The organism is Labrys sedimenti (assembly GCF_034424805.1).
Classification (GTDB): domain Bacteria; phylum Pseudomonadota; class Alphaproteobacteria; order Rhizobiales; family Labraceae; genus Labrys; species Labrys sedimenti.
Genome location: NZ_JAXOUF010000022.1, coordinates 65436 through 89513, shown reverse-complemented (window position 1 = coordinate 89513; position 24078 = coordinate 65436). Strand labels below are relative to the sequence as shown.

The window sequence follows — 24078 nt, the reverse complement described above, 5'->3', positions numbered from 1 at the left end:
CGGGGCCGGCCTTCTTCAACATGACCCAGTGAATCAAAAACTGCTGACAAACGCTACTGGTTTGTCAGCAGTCTGAAGCCGCCCGAAGGCGGCTTCCCTTTCGGCTATCGAAGCGAGATCAAGCCGGTGCGTGCGCCGCCTCGATACGGGCAACGCCGGAGCGCACAGCCGCCTGTACCTTTTCGAAGGCTCTCACCTCGATCTGGCGCACCCGCTCGCGCGAGACGCCGAACTCGTCGGAGAGCTCCTCGAGCGTGATCGGATCATCGGCAAGGCGGCGTGCCTCGAAGATGCGGCGCTCACGATCGTTCAGCACGTTCAGGGCCTGGCGCAGCGCGGTGGAGCGGTTCTCGCTTTGCTCCGTCTCGGCCAGTCGGGTCTCCTGGTTGGCGGCATCATCCACCAGCCAGTCCTGCCACTCGCCGTCGCCTTCTTCGCGTACGGGAGCATTCAGCGAAGCGTCGCCGCCGAGACGGCGGTTCATCTCCACCACTTCATGCTCCTGCACGCCCAGCGACTTGGCGATCGACTTGACCTGGTCGGGACGCAGATCTCCTTCGTCCAGCGCCGAAATCTGGCTCTTGGCCTTGCGCAGGTTGAAGAAGAGCTTCTTCTGGTTGGCGGTAGTGCCCATCTTCACCAGCGACCACGAGCGCAGGATATATTCCTGAATCGAAGCCCGGATCCACCACATCGCGTAGGTGGCGAGCCGAAAGCCTTTCTCCGGCTCGAAGCGCTTGACGGCCTGCATCAGGCCGATATTGCCTTCCGAGACCACTTCACCCAGCGGCAAGCCATAGCCACGATAGCCCATGGCGATCTTGGCCACGAGCCGCAGATGCGAGGTCACCAGTTGATGAGCGGCTTCACGATCGCCATGCTCGCGCCAACGCTTGGCAAGCATGTATTCCTGCTCCGGCTGGAGCATCGGGAAGCGACGAATTTCTTCAAGATAACGCGACAGGCCACTCTCGGTGGCCAAGACGGGAAGCGCGGCAGAAGCCATATGTTCCTCTCCTCTGAACCCCCATCGAGGGCGGTTCAAATCGCCATCCCTCCTTCAGAGCAGACGGCGCCTACGTGATATGGGGACGACACCGGCCTTTGTGAAGACCCTCGCGGACCTTCAAAGCGCGATATCTAGCGGCCCCGCATGTGCCAGCCCGGCAAATCTATTGACCTGCTTCCACCGAGGATCTCGCCAGCCATGGGACACTCGTCACCCAGACTGCCGAGGCACGGACCAATCCCGATCACCCAAACTATCATGCGCCCGATTGCGGCGATTTCGCGTTGCAATCTTTTGCGGACGGCCATGCATTAATGTGACAGCTCGGTAACATTGTCAAATTAAGGGATGTTAATCGATTTCCGGCGAAGGGAACCGCCACCCATGCCGCCGCGTTTACCGTAACACTTTGTTTACCTTGCACCAGCGGCCAGCCGGCCTAACTCTTCCAGGAATGCCTTCCGCATCGCAACTCGCGATGGGAAACCGGCGCGGCCCTTCACTGTTGACGAGACAGGAGACATCAGTATGGACGGCGATAAGCGCACCGCTCAGGCCAAGGCCGATCTTTCCGAGAGCCTCGGCAAGGACCTCGACGCTTTGAGGGCGGAAGTTGCCCGCCTGACCGAACAGCTCAGCGCCTATGTCGATGCGGAGAAGAGCTCCTGGTCGAAATTCCTGTCCAAGGAAGCCAAGCATGCCAGGCAAGTTTTCGACGACAAGGTGAACGAGGCAGGCGCCAAGGCCAGTGAACTTCGCGGCGCCGCCCAGGAACAGGCATCCGACCTGCAGAGGGCCACGCTCGACTACATCACGCGTAAGCCGCTGCAATCGGTGGCGCTGGCCGCCGGCATCGGCCTGATCCTCGGCCTGTGGAGCAAGGGGCGCTCGTGACCCGTCTCCTTGCCTTGGGCGCTCTCGCCAAGGAGGAGTTGAGTGCCGTCCTGCGTCAGTACGGCACGGTCCTCCTCTGGCGCCTCGCCGCCGGCTGCTGCCTTGTCGCGATGGCGATCATCGGGCTGATCAGCCTGCACCGTTTCCTGGCTGAAACCTATGGCCCCTATTGGGCGGACGCGGCGCTCGGCGGCGGATTTGCGGTGCTCGCCGTCCTGGCCTTGGTGGTGGCCCAGGCCGCCGAGAAGAAAGCCAAGCGCCGCCGGCTCCTGGCGGCGACCCTGGTTACCGCAGCGGGCGTCGTCGAGGAGAGCCTGCCAGACAAGAAGACGGTTAGCAGCGCTCTGGCGCTCGCAGCCCTGGCCGGCGGCTTCTGGCTCGGGCGCAAACGCTGAATAGCTCTTAGCCGCTGCGCAGGGCCTCGGCCAAGGCGGCTAGATCGGCCGGCAACGGGCTTTCGAACACCAGATGCCTTCCGCTGACCGGATGCTCGAAACCGAGCAGCCGGGCATGCAGTGCCTGCCGACCGAGGCCGGCAAGCACTGCGCGTGGGGCCTCCGGCAGCAACGCGGCCTTGGTCTTGAAGCCACTGCCATAAACGGCATCGCCGAGCAGCGGATGGCCGAGATGGGCCATATGCACGCGGATCTGGTGGGTCCTGCCGGTCTCCAGCCGGCATTCCACCAAGCTGACCAACGGCTGGCCGCCGTGGCTGCCCGAAAGCTGGCTACCCAGGGCTTCCACCAGCGAATAATGGGTGATGGCTTCCCGCCCGCGCCCGAGCGCCACCACGGCCATCTTCTCGCGATTGCGGGTCGAGCGGTCGATGCCGGTCTCGATGGTGCCGTGCGGGCGTGTCGCCCCCCAGACGAAGGCAAGATAGGCCCTCTCCAGCGGTCCGGTGCGGCCGTGATCGGCAAACTGGGCCGCCAGGCCCTGATGAGCCCTGTCGTTCTTAGCGACCACCAGCAGGCCCGACGTGTCCTTGTCGAGGCGATGCACGATGCCGGGCCGCTTCACACCGCCCACGCCCGACAGCGAATCACCACAATGCGCGATGAGCGCATTCACCAACGTGCCGCTTTCATGGCCGGCGGCCGGATGCACCACGAGGCCGACCGGCTTGTCGATGACCAGGAGGTCGTCGTCCTCATAGACAACGGCAAGGGGAATGTCTTCGCCCTGCGGTTCGGCAGGCTCGGGTTCCGGGACCCGAAGCGCCACCCGCTGCCCCGGCTTGAGGATCTGGCCGGCATCGAGCACCGCCCGGCCGTCGATACTGGCATGACCGGCCTCGATTAGGGCCTTGATGCGCGTGCGCGACAAGGGCTGCAGATCGGGCCTGCTATCGGCCGCCTGGCATTGGCGCGCCAGGAAGCGGTCGATGCGCTCGCCGGCTTCGGTGACCTCAAAAAACGTCTCTTCGGAGTTGCTATCGATGCTATTCATAGGCGGGTACTAGAGCAAAATGGGGCTGAGTGGAAACGTGATTATTCCCTAACTCTTTGTTTCGACGCGCCTTTGCAATTCAGGCCGTTTCTGTCGAATTGCGGAACGCTTCAGGCGCGAATGCCTGCCATGCGAAGAATTCAAACCATAAACAGGCAGATTGCGCAGATTGCCGCTTGCCGCCGTCCTGATTTGCCGCTATAGGCGCACTCCTTGCCGCTGCTCCCATCGTCTAGTGGCCTAGGACGTCGCCCTCTCACGGCGAAAACACCGGTTCGAGTCCGGTTGGGAGCGCCATTCGCTTTTTCAGGCGCCTGAGCAAGCATTTCCATTGCACCTATCGGTTTATAGCGCCTTCTGGTGCCTCGCGGCTGGTCATTTCATGCGCAAATGAAAAGCGCCGCGGTTTCCCACGGCGCCCGGCAGATTTTCGTCACGGATGGGAAGCGGCCTGCGCGTCAGCGCATGCCAACCAGCCGCTTGGGCGTACGATATTCAACCACCACAGCCCGCGGAGCGACAGCCGCACGGGGGGACTTGGCGATCGGCAGGCTGAGACGGCGCTCGACCGGCTTCACCGACCGCTTGGCGACCGCACGTACTTCCTCGACCCCGACACCGAGCAGCGATGCGGCAATCTCGACCTGCTGGTCGAAGTCGTCATTGAGGCACTCGGCGGCGAACAAGGCCTCCTCGATGGTCGGAAGGGCCTGCTTGACGCGCCTGCTGCCGAATTTCGTGTTCCAGGTCTCGCTCACGGATCTATGCCTTCTCTTTCACTTGACGACACCATAGCAGGATTCGCCCAATGTTGCAGTGCAACAAAGGCTGAGCAGCTATGCGTTGCAATTTCGGCAAATGTTGGGAAGACCGCGCCCCGGATACCACCGGCCCCGTACGAATAAGGCCGCCGCCTTAGGGATGTCCGGCACATCTCTCCAGCCGGGTCAGCAATAATTTTCAACCAGACAAAGTACCACCGACGCCAGCGTGGCCTCGTTCAGCAACCCATGGTGATTAGGATGGGATCCGACCACGCAGGGAGGCATGGCGCCTCAAATACCTCTGCGTAAGAAATACCCAAAAAGGATGAATGACCCAATGGAATTCTAGAAACCCTCCTCCCTAAATCGCCTAATCATGACAATTCTAATCCGAGCGTTTCCGTAGCTACTGCTGTCAGAACACCTGTCACCATCTGATCGCAACGCGATACATTGCGTTAGATCGCGATGCAAAAACGCAACAGGCCGCCCGATTTCCAAGGGACGAGCTCTGAACATGCTTAATAAGCCTTCACTTTTCAGCAGTCGCAGCGCTATGATCGTTTCAATTGGATACCGCGTTGATCCCACCTTCGAGTAACGGTTCGATATTTGTCATGACATTACGTTTCCTCCGCCTGGCACCGGTGCTGTTCACTCTGCTTGCTGCCTTCTCCATGCAGACGGCCGCCGCCCAGACCGCCCCGGCGAAACAGGGACCCGAAGTCATCGGCGACGTCGTCGGCCTGACGCCCGCCGTGCACGGTTCGATGTCCGGGCGCCTGGAAATCGGCTCCAGCGTGCATCAGGGCGAAAAGATCGTCACCGGACCGAGTGGCGTGATCGAATTGCGCTTTCTCGACAACACCCATCTGATGCTCGGCTCGAAGTCGTCGGTCACGCTCGATAGCTTCGTCTATGCCGGCAATGGCAAGGCCAAGTCGGTCGTGCTGCAATTCGCCAAGGGCGCCTTCCGCTTCGCCACCGGCGATTCGGCCAAGAGCGCCTACAAGATCCATGCTCCCCAGGCATCGATCGGCGTGCGCGGCACCAAATTCCAGGTCGATTCGCGCACCCCAACCAGTGCGATCACGCTCTATGAGGGCAAGACCTTCATCTGCCCGCCGCGGCGCCCCATTCGCTACTGCAAGCTGGTCAAGCCGGGCGAGACGGCGCTGGTCGGCGAGGACCGTATCATCCGCATTGTGCCGGCCGCGGGTTCGCCCACCGAGCATTGCACGGGCACTCCCAATTCCAAGATCTGCGACACCTTCGGCGGCAAGTAAGGGCGTCGAGCCGAGCTGACCAGGCAATTGCAGGACAGGCGGGCCCTTCGGGGCCCGTTTCCGTTTGCGCGCCAGGGATGTCAGAACTTCTTGCTGAGGAATTTCGAGCCGCTCCAGCCGAAGCGCCAGGGCCGCTCGACCGCCTTGCTGATGCCGATGCGTGGCCCGATAACGATGGGCGGCTCATGGGATCGTCGCAGCAGCTCGAAGGGAGGCTGCATCAGCGCCAGCCCGTTCTGGTTGCCGGTCAACCCCAAGGCCTGGCAAAGCCGCCCGGGTCCTGAACACAGCAGGGCCGGATTGGCGAGCCCCCGCCTTTGCACCATGCGATCCAGCCCCATCGTCGGCTCGAGCGCTCGCAGCAGCACCGCGCTGGCGCGGCCGGGCTCTCCGGATACGATGTTGGCGCACCAATGCATGCCGTAGGACAGATAGATGTAGATGTGGCCCGGCGGACCGAACATTACGGCGTTGCGCGGCGTCGGCCCGCGAAAAGTGTGGGAGGCCGGATCGTCGCGATCATAGGCTTCGGTCTCGACGATGACGCCTCCGACACCGTCGACCAGAAGAGTCATGCCGATCAGATCTTCGGCGACAGCGAGAACGTCGCGCCTGTAGAACGCGGCGGGAGCATAGACCAGGGCGGAATCAGGCATTTCTCAGATTTTGAAAGATTATTGGGCGCTTTTGCGCTTTTTTGCGCAAAATCATCAGTCAAATTAATCTATTGTCACGAAATCGGCGCGGTTTGAAGCGCCACGGCATTGACAGCCGATAATCCCTGTTTAGCTTGCGGGCGCAGTAAAGCGTTTTGCGATTGGACGGAATCACCTCGAATCGCAAAGACGCGTCGAAACAAAGAGCTAGAGCAAAACGCGTTCACGCTTGAACGCGTTTTGCTCTAGAAGTTAGGAACTTGTTGATGAACGACGCTTTCGACCGGCGGCTTTTCCTCCAGGGAGCCGTAAGTCTCTCGACCCTGATGGCACTGGGCCTTCCCACCGCAGCATTCGCCGACGAGGGCGTGCTGACCTTCGGTCCGCCTGCGCCTTTCTCTTTCGAGGGCCTGGTCGAGCGCGCCAAGAAGCTGGCGATGGAGGCCTATGTTCCGACCGAGAAGCCGGCACCGGACATCACCTCCAAGCTGACCTATGAGGAACTCGGCAAGATCAAGTTCAAGACCGAGGACGCCCTGTGGGCCAATGGCCCGGCGCCCTTTCCGGTCACCTTCTTCCATCTCGGCACCTTCTTCCAGAAGAAGGTCACCATCAATGTGGTCGAAGGCAAGAACGCCAGCGAGATCATCTACCGCAAGGCCTCCTTCGACATGCCGCCGGACAGCCCGGCCCAGGCCATGCCCGACGGCGTCGGCTTTGCCGGCTTCCGCTTCCAGGAACCTCGTACCGGCTCCGTCGACTGGAAGAAGAACGACTGGGTCGCCTTCCTTGGCGCCTCCTATTTCCGTGCCATCGGCGAGCTCTACCAATATGGCCTGTCGGCCCGCGGCCTTGCCGTCAACGCGGCCGACCCCAATCCACCCCACCAGGAAGAATTCCCTGATTTCAAGGAGTTCTGGCTGGAAGCCGTCCCGGGCTCCGCTGACCAGGTCAAGGTCTATGCCCTCCTGGACGGCCCCTCCGTCGCCGGCGCCTTCTCCTTCCTGATGACGCGCTCCAAGGCCGTGCTGATGGATATCGAGGCGCAGGTCTTCACCCGCAACGACATCAGCCGCTTCGGTCTGACGCCGCTGACCTCGATGTATTGGTTCTCCGAGACGGCCAAGCAGACCGCGATCGACTGGCGTCCCGAAGTGCACGATTCCGACGGCCTGGCCATGTGGACGGGCGGCGGCGAGCATATCTGGCGCCCGCTCAACAACGTGCCGGCGACTACCACCTCGACCTTCACCGACACCAACCCGCGCGGCTTCGGGCTCCTGCAGCGCGACCGCCTGTTCGATCATTACCTCGACGGCGTCAAATATGATCTGCGCCCTTCGCTGTGGGTGGAGCCGCTGGCCCCGTTCGGCGAAGGCACCGTGCAGCTCATCGAGATCCCCACCAATGACGAGATCCACGACAATGTCGTGGCGATGTGGGTGCCGAAGGATCCGGTCAAGGCAGGCCAGCAATTCACGCTGAAATACCGCCTGCATTGGGCCGCGGACGAGCCCTTCCCGACCAATCTCGCCCGCGTGGTGGCGACTCGGCTGGGCAATGGCGGCCATCCCGGCACGCAGCGGCCGGTCGGCCTGCGCAAATTCGTGATCGAGTTCCTCGGCGATCCGCTCAAGGACCTGCCCTATGGCGTCAAGCCCGAGCCGATCATCACCGCTTCGCGCGGTGAACTATCCTACATCTTCACCGAAGCGGTGCCCGACGGCATCAACGGCCATTGGCGTGCCCAGTTCGACCTGCACGCCACGGGACCCGAACCGGTGGAACTGCGCTGCTATCTCAAGCTCGGTGACAAGGTGCTGAGCGAGACCTGGCTCTACCAGTACCATCCGTTCGCATAGCGGCGGGTGATCTGAGACATCAGCTGGCTACCGGGGCAAATCCCCGGTAGCCATTGCTAGAAAAGAAGAAATCACGCGACACCAATTGCGAGAGAGCCCGCCGCAAAGGTCTCTCCGTGGTTTGAATGAAACGACAGACGCCGGGCATATTGGCCCTGAGTGGAGATCCAGCATTCGCGCAGTGATATGTGAGCCCACCAATTTCTGCCGTGTCTGCGGTCTCGAGCAGCCTTATGCCCAATATGGCCACGACGGCCGCAGTCCGACCTATGAAATCTGCTCATGCTGCGGTGTCGAATTCGGATATGAAGATCAGCTGGTTGGATCAGCGATCGATTTTCGAAAAGCTTGGTTGGCGAAAGGAGCAGGCTGGTTTCATCCGAAGCACAGACCCTCCGGCTGGGAATTGGCGCGTCAGCTCCGGCAGATCCCAGCAGCTTTTGCAGACGACGAGAGTGTCTCGCGATCGTGCTGATGCGCGACTCAACTATGTAAAGCGTTGCCACCTTCCCAAAAACGGCGTCTTGCTCTAGACACCCCTTTTACCGAAGGGAGTCCCGATGCCATCCAGCACCGCGGCGGGGCAGGCCGTACCTGTCGCCATCATCATGGGAAGTCAGTCCGATTGGGCCACGATGCGTCACGCGGCGCAGACTCTGGACACGCTCGGCATCGGTTATGAAGCTCGCATCGTCTCGGCGCACCGCACGCCGGACCGGCTCTACGACTTCGCCAAATCGGCAAAGGCGAAAGGCTTCAAGCTGGTCATTGCCGGTGCCGGTGGAGCGGCCCATCTGCCCGGCATGGCGGCGGCCCTGACCGCCCTGCCCGTCTTCGGCGTGCCCGTTGAATCCAAGGCGCTTTCGGGCGTCGACAGCCTGCATTCCATCGTGCAGATGCCAGCTGGCATACCCGTCGGCACCCTGGCGATCGGACGCGCGGGCGCCGTCAATGCCGCTTTGCTGGCTGCCGCCGTGCTCGCCCTCGGCGACGAGGCCCTGGCGACGCGGCTCGAGCGCTGGCGCGCCGCCCAGACGGCCGCGGTCGCCGATCATCCCGTTTCCGACGACACGGTGAAGGCATGAATGCGGTACGTGTCGGCCCGGGCGGCATGCTCGGCATTCTCGGCGGTGGCCAGCTCGGCCGCATGCTGGCCCTCGCGGCCAGCCAGCTCGGCATTCGCTGCCACATCTATTGCCCCGACGATACCAGCCCTGCCTTCCAGGTCGCCGAGCGCTTCACCTGCGCGGCTTATGAGGACGAGGCGGCGCTGGCGGCGTTCGCGCAGAGCGTGGACGCCATCACGTACGAGTTCGAGAACATCCCGGCCGCCACCGCCGCCATCCTTTCGGCCGCCCGCCCCGTGCTGCCAGCGGTGCTCGCGCTGGAAACCACGGCGGACCGCCTGACGGAAAAGAGCTTCGTGCGCTCGCTCGGCATCGGCACCGCCGAATTCCGGACCGTCGATAGCCATGCCGATCTTGCTTCCGCGGTTGCAGCCCTGGGCCGGCCCAGCGTGCTCAAGACCCGGCGCTTCGGCTATGACGGCAAGGGCCAGACCATCATCCGCCCTGGCAGCGACCTCTCCGAAGCGCTGGCGCGCATGGGGGGCCAGCCCGCCATCCTGGAGGCCTTCGTCCCCTTCGAGACGGAAGTCTCGGTGATCGCCGTCCGGGCCGATGATGGTGCCGTCCGCACCTACGACCTCACCGAGAATCTGCATCACGACCATATTCTCGACCAGTCGATCGTACCTTCGCATTTTTCGGCCCTGGTCGAGGTCGAAGCCCGCGACATCGCCGCCCGGATCATCGCCGCCCTCGACTATGTCGGCGTGCTCGCCGTCGAGATGTTCGTCACCTCGGACCGCCAGGTCCTGGTCAATGAAATCGCCCCGCGCGTGCACAATTCCGGCCACTGGACGCAGAATGCCTGCCTGGTCAGCCAGTTCGAGAATCACGTGCGCGCCGTCTGCGGCTGGCCGCTCGGCTCCACGGAGCGCCATTCCGACGCCGTGATGACCAATCTGATCGGCGACAGCGTGCATTCCTGGCAGGGTCTGGCCGCCGAACCGAACGCCTCCGTGCATCTCTACGGCAAGCGCGAAGCGCGTGCCGGCCGGAAAATGGGCCATGTCACCCGGATCAGCCCAAAGTCCCGCTAATTGGATCTCGCTGATCCATGCTAATCAATATGGACAGCGGCGATCCCTTCTGTTATGACGCCGCTTCCAAATTCGGCGGTGCCTTGGCACCGGGTCTCTCTGTTGCCAAGCCGCCGCAGCGATTCACACCAGGATAATAGGACAGCACGCGTGCAGGTTCTCGTTCGCGATAACAATGTTGATCAGGCGCTGAAGGCGCTCAAGAAGAAGATGCAGCGTGAAGGCATCTTCCGTGAAATGAAGCTGCGCGGCCATTACGAGAAGCCGTCCGAAAAGCGCGCCCGCGAGGCTGCCGAGGCCGTTCGCCGCGCCCGCAAGCTGGCCCGCAAGAAGCTGCAGCGCGAAGGCCTGATTCCCGCAACGCCCCGCGTTGTGAAGAAGTAAGTCTGATTTTCCGAGCCATTGACTGGTTGGGACGAACGCCCGGGCAATTTGGCCGGGCGTTTGCGTTTGTATTGCCCAAGGCGTTTTGCCGCTCGGCAGAATCACCAGGAATCACACGGGCGCATTCGAACGAAGGGCCCGCGCAAGGGAGCGTTTCCGCTCGAACGCACTTTGGCCTCGCAGGCAAGACCCGTCGTCAAGGGGCAGATGTGCGGAGAGGCTTTACTTTCCGGCAAGGTTAATCCGGCAGATTGCACGCCGTATCGCTTTTTCCAGTCTGTCCGGACCACCATGGCTCAGTCTCCGTCCTGTCCGCCGATGCGTATCGCCGCAATGCCGAACACCGGCATTGCGGGCGCCAGCATAGGGCCGGTAGGATTGGGCAGCAGTTGGATCACGGCCAGATTTACGGCCCCCTTGTAAATTCGTCTCGATGGACCCGGACCGACAAGATGACACTTTCCACGACAACCACGGCAGAGCCCCCAGCCAGACCCTCCATCTCCCGCATTGCCGCGCTCCTGATGCTGGGCGTTGCGGGCCTTGGCCTGGTCGGCTGCGCCTCCACCGGCGGCGGTGGCGATGATGGCGATGCCAGCAGCCGTCAGGTGGCGTCCGCCGACATCGGTTCGCTTTCCTCGGTGATCGAAAAGAACCCCAACGATCCCGAGGCCTGGAACATGCGCGGCTCGGCCTATGCCCGTTCCAACCAATACGGACCGGCCATCTCCGACTTCAACCGCGCGCTGCAGATCGACCCGAATTTCGTGCAGGCCCTGGCCAACCGCGCTCTGGTCTACCGCAAGACCGGCCAGACCGCCCAGGCGATGGCCGATTACAGCCAGGTGATCACCAACGATCCCAACTACGCGCCCGCCTATGTCGGCCGCGGCAATATCTACCGCCTGCAAGGCCAGACCCAGCAGGCCATGGCCGACTATGACAAGGCCATCAAGATCAAGCCCGAAACGGCCGAGGCCTATTACAATCGCGGCCTGATCCGCCAGGCCGGCAGCAATCATGAAGTGGCGATCGACGACTTCACCTCGGCGATCTCCAACGATCCACGCGCCGAAGCCCCCTATTATTCGCGCGGCAGCTCCTATCTGCAGTTGCAGAAATACAAGGAGGCGCTGTCCGACTTCGACCAGGCCCTGCAGATCAACAACCGCAATGCCGCCTCCTGGGCCGGCCGCGGCTACGCCCAGGCCGGCTTGAACGACACCCAGAAGGCCCGCGAGAGCTTCCAGCGTGCGCTGGCGATCGATTCGAGCAATGCCGCGGCCAAAAGCGGCCTCAGCCGCCTCGGCGGCGGCGCCTGACGGCGGCGGTAGACATAGACCACGCCGAAAGAGGCGCAACGGACCTTCCCCGACTTCGGGGGAGGTTCCACTCTGCAGTCGATCCGATCGCAAGGACCGATCGGCTGTGCGGCATCGCGCAGCTTCGCTGTCAGGCAATCGCCATTCGACGCAGCTTAATGCCGAGGCGGCGTTCGTCCGGACCGATGCCGAGCTCCTTGGGGCTGGTCGCAGTATCCATGCCGATCGAGATTTCCAGCATCGAACCGACAGGTGCCGGCGGAAGGGGAATCCGCAAATCGCGTATTTCTGCGGTTGCCAATATGATTTTCTCGATGAGGCCGACGGGCGGTGAAGAAATCGTCAGTTCCTGTCGGTGGCCCACATCCGGCGCGAACGCATTGAGCGTCAGAACCAGTGTCGATGCCAATCCGTCAGCACAGGCGGGCAGCTGAAGAACCGCCAGGACCCCATCGCTCCAGACGCCATCCGGCTCCGTTCCGCTCCAGCCGAATAGGCAATAGGGCTGGATATTCGTCGTTGTTTCGCCGCGCGAAAGCGGCAAGGGGGCAATGGCCGTCATGGGCCGCGGAAGTCCCCAGTTTGCCCCGAACATATGACGCAGCGGGGGAAGCGGGGATGCACGGCTCGGCATCTGAACGGCTTGATCGAGCAGATCCCCCCAGAAGGGCGCGCTCGCAGCCCTGCCGTCGATGCGCTGGAACGGGCCGATCACGCCGGGCTCGACAAACTCCACATCCGGCTTGATCAGCCGGATGGCAGGCTTGTCGAAATACGCGGCTTCCGTCGCCACGCTCGATGAAAGAGTAACGACGGCCCCAAGCCAGGGAGCCGCCATCAGGGCGTAGATGTTGTCGCGCGTGAAGCGGCTTTTGGGCAAGGCGCGATGCAGCATGGCAAGGTCGGGATTGCCAGGCGCGTAGGGATGCGGCTTCAGCAGAATCTCGCGTCCGGCGGCGACCTCGTTCAATCGATCGGCAAAAGGCACCGCACTTTGAATATGGCTGCCGGCAATCAGGCTGCTGTCATCGGGAACCTGTCCTGCGAACACGATGGCCTCCGGCTGGGCGGACAGCGGCAGAATTCGGGCTTTGAGCTCCGCTGCGCCGGCAGCGATCTGTTCGGATGGCGCGGATTGTTCGGCCAGCCGCGCCTGAAGCACGGGATCGTTGCTGCGCATGCGCAAGAACAAATCCTCGCAGAAGCGGATGGGATCGACCGAGATATCAACCAGTCTTTGTCCGTGGGCATGGAGAGCACGGATCAAGTTGGGGGGCATCTCGAATCCCAGCACCAGATCGAATGTCCGGAGCCGATCGAGAGTCGGCATGATCAGGCCGACAACCTCCGGGTGGGAAAAGACATGCGCCCAGCCCTTCTTGTCCCGCGGCCACCCATGCCGTGCCGCGAGGTCCTCGAGCAGGGAAGGCTCGCCATTCGCCAGGATTGAGACACGCTCGACCTCAATTCGAAGCGGCCTCAAAATCTGAAGGATTCTATTGTAGAACCAGAGGCCGATGACGGGATCGGCCTCTGGCATGCCGAGCACGCTGGAACGAAAGATATCGTGGATGGTCGCTATTCTCATCGGTTCATATTGGCTGAATCGAAGGGTGCATCATGGCCCAGATCCTGCGCGACACCTGCAGGACATCCGCAGTCCGTCGAGCGATGCAGTATAGTCATGGGTTCTGCGCCGTTCCCAGAGCATAACGGGTGTAGGCAGCCTTCCAAAACCAGGGAACGCCAACCTACGCCCCATCTTCGAAGCGGCGGGAAGAATCACACTTTGGGGCTTACATCCGACGGCATCGATCCAATATAAGGCTGAGCGAATGCGGCCGGGCAGCAGCGCCCCCGACCGCACGCCAGTTCTTTGCTGAAGAGCGCGCCCGCGCTCCGGAGATTGCCATGGCCGATACGATTGCTTCGCAGGATAAGACGTCCGACAAGATTCCCGTCACCGTTCTCACCGGCTATCTCGGCGCCGGCAAGACCACCCTGCTCAACCGCATCCTGACCGAGCCCCATGGCAAGCGCTATGCCGTCATCGTCAACGAGTTCGGCGAGATCGGCATCGACAACGACCTTATCGTCGATGCCGACGAGGAAGTCTTCGAGATGAACAATGGCTGCGTGTGCTGCACGGTGCGCGGCGACCTTATCCGCATCATCGACGGCCTCCTGAAGCGCAAGGGCAAGTTCGACGCCATCCTGGTGGAGACCACGGGCCTGGCCGATCCGGCACCGGTGGCCCAGACCTTCTTCGTCGACCAGGACGTCGCTGAGAAGACCCGCCTCGACGCGGTGGTCACCGTGGCCGACGCCAAATGGCTGAAGGATCGTCTCAAGGACGCGCCCGAGGCCAAGAACCAGATCGCCTTCGCCGATGTCATCGTCCTGAACAAGACCGATCTCGTCACGGCGCCGGAACTGCATGAGGTCGAGATGCGCATCCGTGCCCTCAACCCCTACGCCAAGCTGCACAAGGCGACGCGTTCCAACGTGGCGATCGCGGACGTGCTCGGCCGCAACGCCTTCGACCTCGACCGCATCCTCGACCTGGAACCCGCCTTCCTCGAGGTCGACGAGCATGACCATGACCATGATCACGACCATCACCATGGCCATGACCATCATCATCACGACCACGGCCTGAAGCACTATCACGACGAGACCATGCAGTCGCTGTCGCTGAAGATCGACGGCGATGTCGATCCGGCGAAGTTCATGCCCTGGATCGATCGCATCGCCCAGAGCGAGGGACCGAGCCTGCTGCGCTGGAAGGGCATCCTCGCCTTCAAGGACGAGCCGCGCCGCTTCGTGCTGCAGGGCGTGCACATGATCGTGGACGGCGATCTCCAGCGCGACTGGAAGCCGGACGAAAAGCGCGAGTCGCGCCTGGTGTTCATCGGGCACAACCTCAACCGCGACGAACTCGAGAAGGGTTTCCGCGCCTGCGCGGCGTAGGGAGGAGATTGCACCCCTCATCCGGCTTCCACCACCTTCTCCCGCAAGGGGAGAAGGGATTTCAATGGGATGTGTCGAGCCGAATCAAACTCCTTCTCCCCTTACGGGAGAAGGTCCCGGCAGGGAGATGAGGGGTGAATCGCCGCGCAACCCCACAACATCCCCGCCTCTTGTCCATGAGCCCCGCCTTGAACACCACCTCCTTCCCTTCCCTGTCCGAAAGCGTCACCCCGGTCGAGGCCGGCAGCCACGTGCTGGCCTGCCATTGGCTGGGCCGCACGCCCGTCTTCGCCTTGGCCGACGGCACCGTGCTCAGGGCGGAGATCGGCGAGGAGAAGCGCGACGCCCTATTCGGCGATGCCGGCTTGCTGGCTGTTAGCGCCAATGCCAGCACGCTCGTGGCCGGTGGCGACGACGGGCGCATCATGGCCCTCTCCGCCAATGGCGAGATCGGCCAGATCGGCGAAGCCGGCAACAAGTGGATCGACGCAGTGGCGATCTCGGCGGGCGGCGCCGCGGCCTGGTCGGCGGGTAAAGCCGTCTATGCCCGCGACGAAAAGGGCAATGTGAAGCAGTGGACGGCACCGTCCAGCGTGCGGGGCCTTGCCTTCATGCCCAAGGGCTACCGCCTGGCCATCGCCCATTACAACGGCGTCTCGGCCTGGTTCCCCAATTCCACCGCCGCCCCCGAATTCTACGAATGGAAGGGCAGCCACCTCGACATCACGATTTCGCCCGACAACCGCTTCATCGTCACCTCCATGCAGGAAAACACCCTCCATGGCTGGACGGTCGCCGAGAAGAAGCACATGCGCATGTCGGGCTATCCCTCCAAGACGCGCTCCTTCTCCTGGTCGCATGACGGCAACTGGCTGGCGACCTCCGGTGCCGATGCCGGCATCGTCTGGCCGTTCCAGAGCAAGGACGGCCCGATGGGCAAGGCGCCGCGCGAATGCGGCATTCGCCACGCCAAGGTGACGCGGGTCGCCTTCCATCCCAAGGCACTGGTGCTGGCGCTCGGCTACGAGGATGGCTGCGTGCTGCTCTGCCGCCTGACCGACGCCTCGGAGATCTTGGTGCGCCGTGCCGTGCCCGGATCGGGTATCACGGCACTCGCCTGGGACAAGACGGGTGCCCAGCTCGCCCTCGGCGCCGAGGATGGCGCCGCCGGCATCCTCACTCTGCCCGGAGCCGCCTGAGGTGGTGTTCGGCCTGTTTCGCAAGCCCAGCCAGGCCGACCGCGACAGGGCCGCCGCCATCAAGCAGATGACGCGGGAGATCCTGGGGCTCGACGAGGAGACCGCCATCTCCGTCAGCGAGATCCAGTGCGGCGATGCCGCCTGCCCCGGCACCGAGACGGTGATCCTGGTGATGCAGCCGGGCATGAAGACCAAGGCCTACAAGGTGCTGGCGCCGCTGCTGGAGGTCGAGCGTGCCGCGGTCGAACAGGCGCTGGCCGGGTAGAGCTACTCTGTAGCTCGCCCATTTGTGCCGATTTTGATAGGTATGGTCGCGCCAACCGCTCGGGGGCCCCAATGTTCCGAAAGTTGATCGCTTTCTTGCGTGGTACTGAGGCAAGGGCAATAACCATCGCCGACGACAGAACGAGCCAAGCGCTGCATAAGCCTCCTCTTCCACAGGTCGATCTCGAGTTTTCCACGACGACCGAAACGGAAAACCGAGCCGAGAACGCTCTGCCGGGCACGAGCGAGATCGAACTCGCACTTCGCCTTGTGCCTCCACCGCTCGACCTTGACATTCTTGATGTCGAGGCAAACAAGGATCCCAATCGGAATTTCCTTCCTGACCCGATCGCCGAATGTGCGGTCCACTATCCAGCCGCGCGCCGTTTCGATCCCAAAACGTTGTCGGGGGCTATGGATAAAGCATTTCGGGAATCCGTCCTGCCGAAACCTTCGCCCGACGAATGGGCTGCCAGATCGCTGCGACGATCGACGGCGAAACGGCCGACGGTCCCGACGCCCTGCGCGAAACCGTATCCCGCCTTACCAGCGAGTATCAAGGGCTCGGCCTGAAGCCCGCGATGAGCTCGGTCCTGCGCCTGAGATAAGCGCTCAAACTTATTCCATAGCCTTGTTGCTGGCGTGGAGGAGGGTTCTTCACGCCTTTGCCGCCACTACCTCCACCTCGACCTTGAACGCCTCCCGCGTGAAGCCCGAGACGATCATCAGCGTGGAGGCCGGCGGCGGGTCGACGACCACGGCATCGCGGGCCTTCATGTAGCCGGCCATGTGCTCGCGGCCGGTGACAAAGGCGTTGATCCTGACGATATCGGCAAGCCCCATGGCGGCTTCCGCCAGGATGGCCTCGATGGCCTTGAAGATCAGCCTGGCCTGCTCCTCCGCGCCTTCAGGGATGGCCTCATCAGGGCCGATGCCGAGCTGGCCGGAACAAAAGACCAGGCGGGCGCCGGCCGGCACCTCCATGGCGTGGCTGTAGCGGGCGAAGGGGGCGCGCAGCGCGGGCGGCGTGATGGCGCGAAGCATGGCGGGAAGGATCTCTTCGAAAATCTCGTCGGCGCAAAATTAATCGTGATTACGACTTGTGCAAGTATGAATTGGCGCTAACAATCGGGCCTCGGCGTTACGGCCTTTCAATACCGGCGCCTCGCAAGACGAACCCGAACTGAGGCGACAGGAATGAACAGCATGCTCAAGACCGCCGTGCTTGCAGCGACGGCCGTGGTTTTTGCCGGCTTCAACGGGGCCTATGCCGAGGACCTTGTGAAGGTTCGCTTCGGCACCAACTGGCTGGCCCAGGGTGAGCATGGCGGCTACTACCAGGCCGTGGCGGATGGCACCTACAAGAAGTTCGGCCTCGACGTCGAGATCGTGCAGGGCGGCCCGACCGCCAACAACGCCACCGCTTTGGTCGCCGGCAAGAACGATTTCTACATGGGCGGCAATCTGGTCGAGGTCTTCTCGGCCGCCAAGGAGGGCGTTCCCCTCGTCGCAGTGGCCGCGACCTTCCAGAAGGACCCGCAGATCCTGATGACGCATCCCGGCGTCGGCCTCGACAGCTGGGATGACCTGAAGAAAGCCAAAACCATCTTCATCGGCCCCGATTTCCAGGCCACCGGCTATGCCTGGATGAAGGCGGCCTTCGGTTTCACCGACGAGGTCGTCAAGCCTTACGACTTCAATCCCGGGCCCTTCATCGCCGACAAAGGTTCGGTCCAGCAGGGCTATGTGGCGTCCGAGCCTCTCCAGGTGGAAAAGGGCGGCGGCTTCAAGCCCAATGTCTTCCTGATCGCCGACCAGGGCTGGAACACCTATTCGACCCTGATCGTCACCCGCCAGGACATCATCGACAGCAAGCCCGACGTGGTACAGAAATTCGTCGATGCCTCGGCGATCGGCTGGGCCACCTATCTCTACGGCGACAACAAGCTCGGCAATGCGGCGATCCAGAAGGACAATCCCGACATGACCGACGAGAACCTCGCCTTCGCCGTCAAGCAGATCAAGGCCTATGGCATCGTCATGTCGGGTGACGCCGAAAAGACCGGCATCGGCGCCATGACCGACGAGCATATGAAGTCCTTCTTCGACAAGATGGTCGCCGTCGGCCTCTACAAGCCCGATTTCGACTACAAGAAGGCCTATACGCTGAAATTCGTGAACAAGAATGTCGGCTCCGACCTGATCAAGAAGTGACGATGCCCGATCGAGCGTCAGTGGCTGAGCTAAGGCGTCACGCTGGCCGTGAAAGACTGTCTCGCCAAGGCGACAGGCTAGCTCAATGTACCGGAGACCTGTCTTGAATCGAACGGCCCGCCCGACCGTCGTCTCGTTGCGCGACGTGGGCAAGACCTTCTCCTCGGGCACCACCGCGCTCCAGCATCTCGACCTCGACATCCGCCAGGGTGAGATCCTCTCGCTGCTGGGGCCGTCGGGGTGCGGCAAGTCGACGGCGCTGCGCATCATCGCCGGGCTGGGCGAGGCCTCGAGCGGCAGCGTAGTCTGGGCGGATGGCGGAGCGGACCATTCCCGCGACGTCGGTTTCGTCTTCCAGGAACCGACGTTGATGCCCTGGGCCAGCGTGTTCGACAATGTCTGGCTGCCTTCGCGCCTCAAAGGCGTGTCGCGCAAGGCCGTCCGGGACCCGGTCATGCAGGCCCTCGACAGCGTCGGCCTCACCGCCTTCGCCGATGCCTATCCGCGCGAACTCTCCGGCGGCATGCGCATGCGTGTCTCCATCGCCCGTGCCATGGTGACCCGTCCTCGGCTCCTCCTCATGGACGAGCCCTTCGCGGCGCTCGACGAGATCACCCGCCAGAAGCTCAACGACGACCTGATGCGCCTGCAGGACGAACTCGGCTGGACGGTGGTATTCGTCACCCATTCGGTGTTCGAAAGCGTCTATATTTCCGACCGCATCGTGGTGATGGCGGCCCGGCCGGGACGCGCCTTCGCCGAACTTACGATCGATGCCGAACGCCCGCGCGGCGCGGCCTTCCGGACCACGCCTGTCTATGTCGACTATTGCCGCCAGGCCTCCGCCGCGCTGACCTCGGCGATCGGCAAGACTGCCGAGACCGTCGACGGACATTGATCGCCAAGAGTTTGGATCGCCAAGAATTTGGATCACAGCAATTCGGATCAGGAGGGCAGGAACAGGATGAGCGCGATCAGTTCGGCAGGCGATGCCGCCTCTCCTTCTGCGACGTCCCGCCGGGGCCCGCCCGCCCTGTTGAAATGGCTGCTGCCTCTGGCCTTTCTGGTGGTGGTGCTGGGGATTTGGGAATATTGCGTGGCCGCCGGCCTCACGCCGATGAAGGTGGTGCCAGCCCCGAGCGAGATCTGGGCCGCCTTCTTCCGCGAATGGGAAACCCTGGGGCCGGCCTGGCTCTTCACCCTGGAAGTGACGTTGAAAGGCTTCGTGCTCGCCGTGGTGGGCGGGGTGTGCCTTGCCGTCCTGTTCTCGCTGTCGCGGCTGGTCGAATATACGCTCTACCCCTACGCCATCATCCTGCAGGTCACGCCGGTCCTGGCCCTGGCGCCGCTCTTGCTGGTGATCTTCTCGCAGGCCACCGTGCTCCTGATCTGCGTGTGGCTCGTCGCCTTCTTCCCGGTGCTCGCCAACACGCTGATCGGCCTGCGCTCGACCGACCACAATCTGCTCAACCTCTTCGAGCTCTACCGCGCTTCGTCCTGGCAGAAGCTCTGGTTGCTGCGACTGCGCGGCGCCCTGCCCTATTTCCTTGGCGGCGTACGCATTGCCGGCGGCCTGTCGTTGATCGGCGCCGTGGTGTCGGAGCTTGCCACCGGTGCGGGCGGCGCCCGCGGCGGGCTTGGCTATATCATCTATCTCGCGCCGCGCTATTTTGCCTATCCGCGAGCCTATGCCGCGCTGGTGCTGCTGTCGCTGAGCGGCATCGCCATCTTCCTCGCCCTGTCCTATCTGTCGCATCTCCTGCTGTACAAATGGCATGAGAGCGCACTGAAGCGGGAAAACTGATCGTGTCCAGAGCCGCCCAGACTGCTGCAAAGATCCCGCCCACCGGCCGCTGGGCGGTCGAGGCCAGCGTGCCGGCCTGCCTGGTGCCGCAGCGGCTTGCCGGCATCGACCAGGACGGCCTGGCGCGCATCTGCCTCACCGTCGCCGACGGACGCATCGAGGCGATCGAGGCCGTGATGGGCCCCTCCGACGCGCTCTCGACCGGCATGGTCTTTCCGAGCTTCGTGGAACTGCACACCCATCTCGACAAGGGCCATATCTGGCCGCGCCGCCGCAATCCCGACGGCACCTTCTTCGGCGCGCTCGACAACGTCACCCTGGATCGCGAGGCCCATTGGTCGGCAGCCGACGTCGCCGCCCGCATGGATTTCTCGCTGCGCTGCGCCTATGCGCATGGCACATCCGCGATCCGCACCCATCTCGATTCGATCGGCAAGCAGATCGGCATTTCCTGGCCTGTTTTCAGTGAGATGCGCGAGAAATGGGCCGGCAGCATCGAGCTGCAGGCGGTGGCGTTGTTCTCCATCGAGCATGTGGCCGATCGCGCCCATATGTCAGAGATCGCTGCCGCCCTGCGCGCGCATGATGGCGTCCTGGGCGGCGTCACCTATATGGTGCCCGAACTCGACCAAGGCCTGGACACGCTGTTCCGCCTCGCCACCGATAATGGTTTCGACCTCGATTTCCATGTCGACGAGACCCAGGATCCCACGGCGCGCTCGCTGCACCACGTCGCCGAGGCGGCCCTGCGCCATCGCTTCGCCGGCCAAGTCACGGTCGGCCATTGCTGTTCCCTCGCCCGGCAGGGGGAGGACGAGATCAAGGCCACCATCGACAAGGTGGCCGAAGCGGGCATCGCCGTGGTCTCGCTGCCGATGTGCAACCTCTATCTGCAGGACCGCGTTCCCGGCCGCACCCCGCGCTCGCGCGGCGTGACGCTGCTCCACGAATTGAAGGCCGCCGGCGTTGATGTCGCAGTCTCCTCCGACAACACCCGCGACCCCTTCTATGCCTATGGCGATCTCGACGCCCTCGAGGTCTTCCGCGAGGCGGCGCGCGTGGCCCATCTCGACCATCCCTTCGGCGACTGGCCCAAGGCGATCACGGCGACGCCCGCTTCGGTGATGGGCATCGATGCCGGCCGGCTGCGGGTCGGGGGGCCGGCCGATTTCGTGCTGTTCAAGGCCAGGAACTGGACGGAACTGCTGTCCCGGCCGCAGGCCGACCGTATCGTGGTGCGCGACGGCCGGGCCATTGACACCACTTTGCCCGATTATGAAGAGCTGGATGCGCTGCTCCTGGGATCGCAGGCTTCCAGCCTGCTCTTCCCGTCCGACTAGCGCAACATTGCCAAGAGCAGGCCGGAAGCCTGCGATCCCAGGAACAATCATGACCGACATCGCCGCCCTCAAGGCCCGCCTGCCCGACATCCGCATCGAGGATCACCCGACCCTGGTGCGGCAGAAGAGCCGTGATTTCTTCTGGTATTCGCCGGTGCTCAAGCGCGAGCTCGACCACATCACCGGCGATTGCATCATCTTCGCCAAATCCACGGACGATGTCGTCGCGGCGCTCGCCGCCTGCTACGAGCTCGACATTCCCGTCACGCCGCGCGGCACCGGCACCGGTAATTACGGCCAGGCCATGCCGCTGTCGCGCGGGGCGGTACTCGACCTGTCCTTCATGGACAAGATCATCTCGATCGAACCAGGCGTGCTGGTCGCCGAAGCCGGCGCGGTAATGGCCGAGATCGACAAGAAGACGCAGGCCCATTCCAGCCAGGAACTGCGCCTGCACCCCTCCACCGCCAAGACGGCCACCATCGGCGGCTTCGTCGCCGGCGGCTCGGGCGGCGTCGGCTCGATCACCTGGGGCGGCCTGCGCGATTGGGGCAACGTTACCCGCCTCAAGGTGGTGACGATGGAGGCAAACCCGCGCATCCTCGACCTCACGGGCGAGGATCTGCACAAGGTCAGCCATGCCTATGGCACCAATGGCATCATCACCGAAGTCGAAATGCCGCTGACATCCGCCTTCAAATGGATCGACGTCATCGTCGGTTTCGACACGCTCGCCGAGGCAGCCGCCTTCGCCAATGAGACGGGCGAGGCCGACGGCATCCTCAAGAAACAGCTCGCCGTGGTCGCCGCGCCAGCGGCGCATGACTATTTCAACCGGCACCGGCGCTGGATCCCGCGGGACAAGCACATCATCTGTGCCATGATCGCCCCGCAGAACTACGATGCCTTCCTCACCATCACCCGTCGGCGCATGGGCGCCGAACTGTTGTTCTCGACGTCGGGCCTGAGCGAAGCGGATCGCAAGGGCCTGCCCGACATCTACGAGCTCGGCTGGAACCACACCACGCTGCGCGCCCTCAAGATCGATCCGGCCATCACCTATCTGCAGACGCTCTATCCCTTCCCCAACCAGTTGGCGCTGGTAGAGAAGATCCATGCCGCCTTCGGCGACGAAGTGGTGGCCCATCTCGAATTCGTGCGCTTCGACGGCAAGATCACCTGTTTCGGCCTGCCGCTCGTCAAGTTCACCACCGAAGAGCGCCTCGACGAGATCATCCGCATCCACGAGGACATGGGCGCGCCGGTGTTCAATCCGCACCGCTATACGCTCGAGGAAGGCGGCATGAAGCAGACCGACGAGGTGCAGCTCGCCTTCAAGCGCGAGGCCGATCCCAAGGGCCTGCTCAATCCCGGCAAGATGATCGCCTGGGACGATCCGGATTATGATTACACCAAGAACCGGACCTATCTGTTCCGGGGCATGCAGATGGAGGCCTGACCATCCCGTCGGCCGAAATCGTCCCGCCATACCCAAACCATAGCCGATGAAAGGCCCAGCCATGTGTGGAGCACATAACAGCGACAACACCAATCTGGCGACCGGAACGCTTCAGGTCGACGATATCAGAGTACGCATCACCCGCTACGACTTCCAGCCCGGGCAGGAGACCGGCTGGCACCGGCATGAATATCCCTATGCCGTGGTGCCGCTGGTCGACGGCACGCTACGCATCGTCGACGCCCAGGGCGAGAAGCTGGTGCCGCTTTCCGCCGGCACCTCCTATTCGCGGCCGGCCGGCGTCGAGCACAATGTCTTCAACGGAGGCCAGTCCCACATGGCCTTCGTCGAAGTCGAGATGAAGGGCTGATGCGGGTCCTGGTCCTGTTCTCCCACCCTTGCGAGGAATCCTTCGGCGCAGCGCTGCATGCCTGCGCCGTGGAGACCCTGCGCAAGGCCGGCCATGAGGTCGATGATTGCGACCTCTATGCCGAGGATTTCCAGCCGGTGCTCACGGCCGCCGAACGGCGTGCCTATCACGACACCGCAAGAAACCAGAACGGTGTAGCACCCTACGTCGAGCGCCTGCAGCGGGCCGACGCGCTGGTGATCGTCACGCCGATCTGGAACTACGGCTTTCCGGCCATCCTCAAGGGGTTTTTCGACCGTGTCTTCCTGCCCGGCGTGTCCTTCACCCTGGTCAACGGCAAGGTCCACGGCAATTTGCACAACATCACCAAGGTGGTGGCCGTCACCACCTATGGCGGCTCGCATCTGAAGGCCCTGCTGATGAGCGACCCGCCGCGCCGGGTGGTCACGCGCATGCTGCGGGCGGTGGTGCAGCCCTTCGCACGCTTTCGCTACCTCGCCCACTATTCGATGAACCTGTCGACCGACAGTTCGCGTGCTGCCTTCCTGGCCAAGGTGGAGCGGACGCTCGCCGGGATCTAAAAGCTGCGCCGGATAGGAAATTTTTACCGGATTTCCAGCAAAAGCCTACGAAATCCTCGACATTTTCTATCAGAAACTGTATCTGAA

General features: G+C 63.0%; 25 protein-coding genes and 1 tRNA gene. 20 read left to right on the top strand and 6 right to left on the bottom strand.

Annotation, left to right across the window (positions count from 1 at the left end):
• Positions 1-118: 118 nt before the first annotated feature.
• The gene (gene rpoH, locus U1R88_RS31055) at positions 119-1006 is read right to left on the bottom strand and encodes an RNA polymerase sigma factor RpoH (protein WP_322434789.1); all 888 of its coding nucleotides are present in this window, start codon (positions 1004-1006) and stop codon (positions 119-121) included.
• A gap of 531 nt (positions 1007-1537) precedes the next feature.
• On the opposite strand from rpoH, the gene U1R88_RS31050 reads away from it, so the two are divergent.
• Together U1R88_RS31050 and U1R88_RS31045 are read left to right on the top strand one after the other, a co-directional pair.
• On the top strand, positions 1538-1903 hold the full coding sequence (locus U1R88_RS31050) for an ElaB/YgaM/YqjD family protein (protein WP_322434788.1): 366 nt from the start codon (positions 1538-1540) through the stop codon (positions 1901-1903).
• Positions 1900-2298, top strand: coding sequence for a hypothetical protein (locus U1R88_RS31045; protein ID WP_322434787.1), 399 nt, complete (start codon positions 1900-1902; stop codon positions 2296-2298). Before U1R88_RS31050 ends, U1R88_RS31045 begins: the two co-directional genes overlap by 4 nt.
• Before the next feature lie 7 nt (positions 2299-2305).
• On the opposite strand, the gene U1R88_RS31040 is transcribed toward U1R88_RS31045, so the two are convergent.
• Entirely contained in the window at positions 2306-3352 is a 1047-nt protein-coding gene (locus tag U1R88_RS31040; protein ID WP_322434786.1) for an RluA family pseudouridine synthase, read from the bottom strand.
• Positions 3353-3573: 221 nt separating this feature from the next.
• On the opposite strand from U1R88_RS31040, the gene U1R88_RS31035 reads away from it, so the two are divergent.
• Positions 3574-3649: transfer RNA gene (locus U1R88_RS31035), tRNA-Glu, on the top strand.
• Positions 3650-3810: 161 nt separating this feature from the next.
• On the opposite strand, the gene U1R88_RS31030 is transcribed toward U1R88_RS31035, so the two are convergent.
• Positions 3811-4110, bottom strand: a complete 300-nt coding sequence (locus U1R88_RS31030) for a hypothetical protein (RefSeq protein ID WP_068285434.1) — start codon at positions 4108-4110, stop codon at positions 3811-3813.
• 623 nt (positions 4111-4733) lie between these two features.
• Between U1R88_RS31030 and U1R88_RS31025 the strand changes: the two genes are divergently transcribed.
• Positions 4734-5402 carry a FecR family protein gene (locus U1R88_RS31025; RefSeq protein WP_322434785.1) on the top strand — a complete coding sequence of 223 codons (669 nt, stop codon included), beginning with the start codon at positions 4734-4736 and terminating at the stop codon, positions 5400-5402.
• An 80-nt stretch (positions 5403-5482) separates the two neighbouring features.
• On the opposite strand, the gene U1R88_RS31020 is transcribed toward U1R88_RS31025, so the two are convergent.
• Positions 5483-6058 (bottom strand): DNA-3-methyladenine glycosylase, encoded by a 576-nt coding sequence (locus tag U1R88_RS31020; protein WP_322434784.1) that lies wholly within the window; start codon positions 6056-6058, stop codon positions 5483-5485.
• Positions 6059-6324: 266 nt separating this feature from the next.
• On the opposite strand from U1R88_RS31020, the gene U1R88_RS31015 reads away from it, so the two are divergent.
• From U1R88_RS31015 to U1R88_RS30995, 5 genes are all read left to right on the top strand, one after another.
• Positions 6325-7920 (top strand): OpgD/OpgG family glucan biosynthesis protein, encoded by a 1596-nt coding sequence (locus U1R88_RS31015; RefSeq protein WP_322434783.1) that lies wholly within the window; start codon positions 6325-6327, stop codon positions 7918-7920.
• Between the two features lie 560 nt (positions 7921-8480).
• Positions 8481-9005 (top strand): 5-(carboxyamino)imidazole ribonucleotide mutase, encoded by a 525-nt coding sequence (gene purE, locus U1R88_RS31010; protein ID WP_322434782.1) that lies wholly within the window; start codon positions 8481-8483, stop codon positions 9003-9005.
• Positions 9002-10084, top strand: coding sequence for a 5-(carboxyamino)imidazole ribonucleotide synthase (locus tag U1R88_RS31005; RefSeq protein ID WP_322434781.1), 1083 nt, complete (start codon positions 9002-9004; stop codon positions 10082-10084). The genes purE and U1R88_RS31005 overlap by 4 nt, the downstream gene beginning before the upstream one ends.
• Positions 10085-10234: 150 nt before the next feature.
• Positions 10235-10468: a 30S ribosomal protein S21 gene (rpsU, locus tag U1R88_RS31000; protein WP_068285423.1), complete on the top strand. Its 234-nt coding sequence runs from the start codon at positions 10235-10237 to the stop codon at positions 10466-10468.
• A 452-nt stretch (positions 10469-10920) separates the two neighbouring features.
• Complete coding sequence (locus tag U1R88_RS30995; RefSeq protein ID WP_156771434.1) at positions 10921-11790, top strand: tetratricopeptide repeat protein; 870 nt, start codon at positions 10921-10923, stop codon at positions 11788-11790.
• Positions 11791-11920: 130 nt separating this feature from the next.
• On the opposite strand, the gene U1R88_RS30990 is transcribed toward U1R88_RS30995, so the two are convergent.
• Complete coding sequence (locus U1R88_RS30990; protein WP_322434780.1) at positions 11921-13378, bottom strand: hypothetical protein; 1458 nt, start codon at positions 13376-13378, stop codon at positions 11921-11923.
• A 323-nt stretch (positions 13379-13701) separates the two neighbouring features.
• Between U1R88_RS30990 and U1R88_RS30985 the strand changes: the two genes are divergently transcribed.
• The 4 genes from U1R88_RS30985 to U1R88_RS30970 all read left to right on the top strand — a co-directional run bounded on the left by U1R88_RS30985 (position 13702) and on the right by U1R88_RS30970 (position 16796).
• Positions 13702-14760, top strand: coding sequence for a CobW family GTP-binding protein (locus U1R88_RS30985; protein ID WP_322434779.1), 1059 nt, complete (start codon positions 13702-13704; stop codon positions 14758-14760).
• A 188-nt stretch (positions 14761-14948) separates the two neighbouring features.
• A complete protein-coding gene (locus U1R88_RS30980) occupies positions 14949-15959 on the top strand; it encodes a WD40 repeat domain-containing protein (protein ID WP_425545508.1) in 1011 nt (336 codons plus the stop codon).
• A gap of 4 nt (positions 15960-15963) precedes the next feature.
• A complete protein-coding gene (locus U1R88_RS30975; protein ID WP_322434777.1) occupies positions 15964-16224 on the top strand; it encodes a hypothetical protein in 261 nt (86 codons plus the stop codon).
• 71 nt (positions 16225-16295) lie between these two features.
• Positions 16296-16796 carry a hypothetical protein gene (locus U1R88_RS30970; protein WP_322434776.1) on the top strand — a complete coding sequence of 167 codons (501 nt, stop codon included), beginning with the start codon at positions 16296-16298 and terminating at the stop codon, positions 16794-16796.
• 84 nt (positions 16797-16880) lie between these two features.
• On the opposite strand, the gene U1R88_RS30965 is transcribed toward U1R88_RS30970, so the two are convergent.
• Positions 16881-17267 (bottom strand): RidA family protein, encoded by a 387-nt coding sequence (locus U1R88_RS30965; protein ID WP_322434775.1) that lies wholly within the window; start codon positions 17265-17267, stop codon positions 16881-16883.
• A 153-nt stretch (positions 17268-17420) separates the two neighbouring features.
• On the opposite strand from U1R88_RS30965, the gene U1R88_RS30960 reads away from it, so the two are divergent.
• The 7 genes from U1R88_RS30960 to U1R88_RS30930 all read left to right on the top strand — a co-directional run bounded on the left by U1R88_RS30960 (position 17421) and on the right by U1R88_RS30930 (position 23991).
• Positions 17421-18437: an ABC transporter substrate-binding protein gene (locus tag U1R88_RS30960; protein ID WP_425545507.1), complete on the top strand. Its 1017-nt coding sequence runs from the start codon at positions 17421-17423 to the stop codon at positions 18435-18437.
• Positions 18438-18540: 103 nt separating this feature from the next.
• A complete protein-coding gene (locus U1R88_RS30955; protein ID WP_322434773.1) occupies positions 18541-19335 on the top strand; it encodes an ABC transporter ATP-binding protein in 795 nt (264 codons plus the stop codon).
• A 66-nt stretch (positions 19336-19401) separates the two neighbouring features.
• Positions 19402-20241 (top strand): ABC transporter permease, encoded by an 840-nt coding sequence (locus U1R88_RS30950; RefSeq protein ID WP_322434772.1) that lies wholly within the window; start codon positions 19402-19404, stop codon positions 20239-20241.
• Between the two features lie 2 nt (positions 20242-20243).
• Positions 20244-21581 (top strand): cytosine deaminase, encoded by a 1338-nt coding sequence (locus U1R88_RS30945; RefSeq protein WP_322434771.1) that lies wholly within the window; start codon positions 20244-20246, stop codon positions 21579-21581.
• Between the two features lie 49 nt (positions 21582-21630).
• Positions 21631-23040, top strand: a complete 1410-nt coding sequence (locus tag U1R88_RS30940) for an FAD-binding oxidoreductase (protein WP_322434770.1) — start codon at positions 21631-21633, stop codon at positions 23038-23040.
• A gap of 61 nt (positions 23041-23101) precedes the next feature.
• Positions 23102-23410 (top strand): cupin domain-containing protein, encoded by a 309-nt coding sequence (locus U1R88_RS30935; protein ID WP_322434769.1) that lies wholly within the window; start codon positions 23102-23104, stop codon positions 23408-23410.
• Positions 23410-23991, top strand: a complete 582-nt coding sequence (locus U1R88_RS30930) for an NAD(P)H-dependent oxidoreductase (RefSeq protein ID WP_322434768.1) — start codon at positions 23410-23412, stop codon at positions 23989-23991. Before U1R88_RS30935 ends, U1R88_RS30930 begins: the two co-directional genes overlap by 1 nt.
• The last annotated feature ends 87 nt before the right edge of the window (positions 23992-24078 follow it).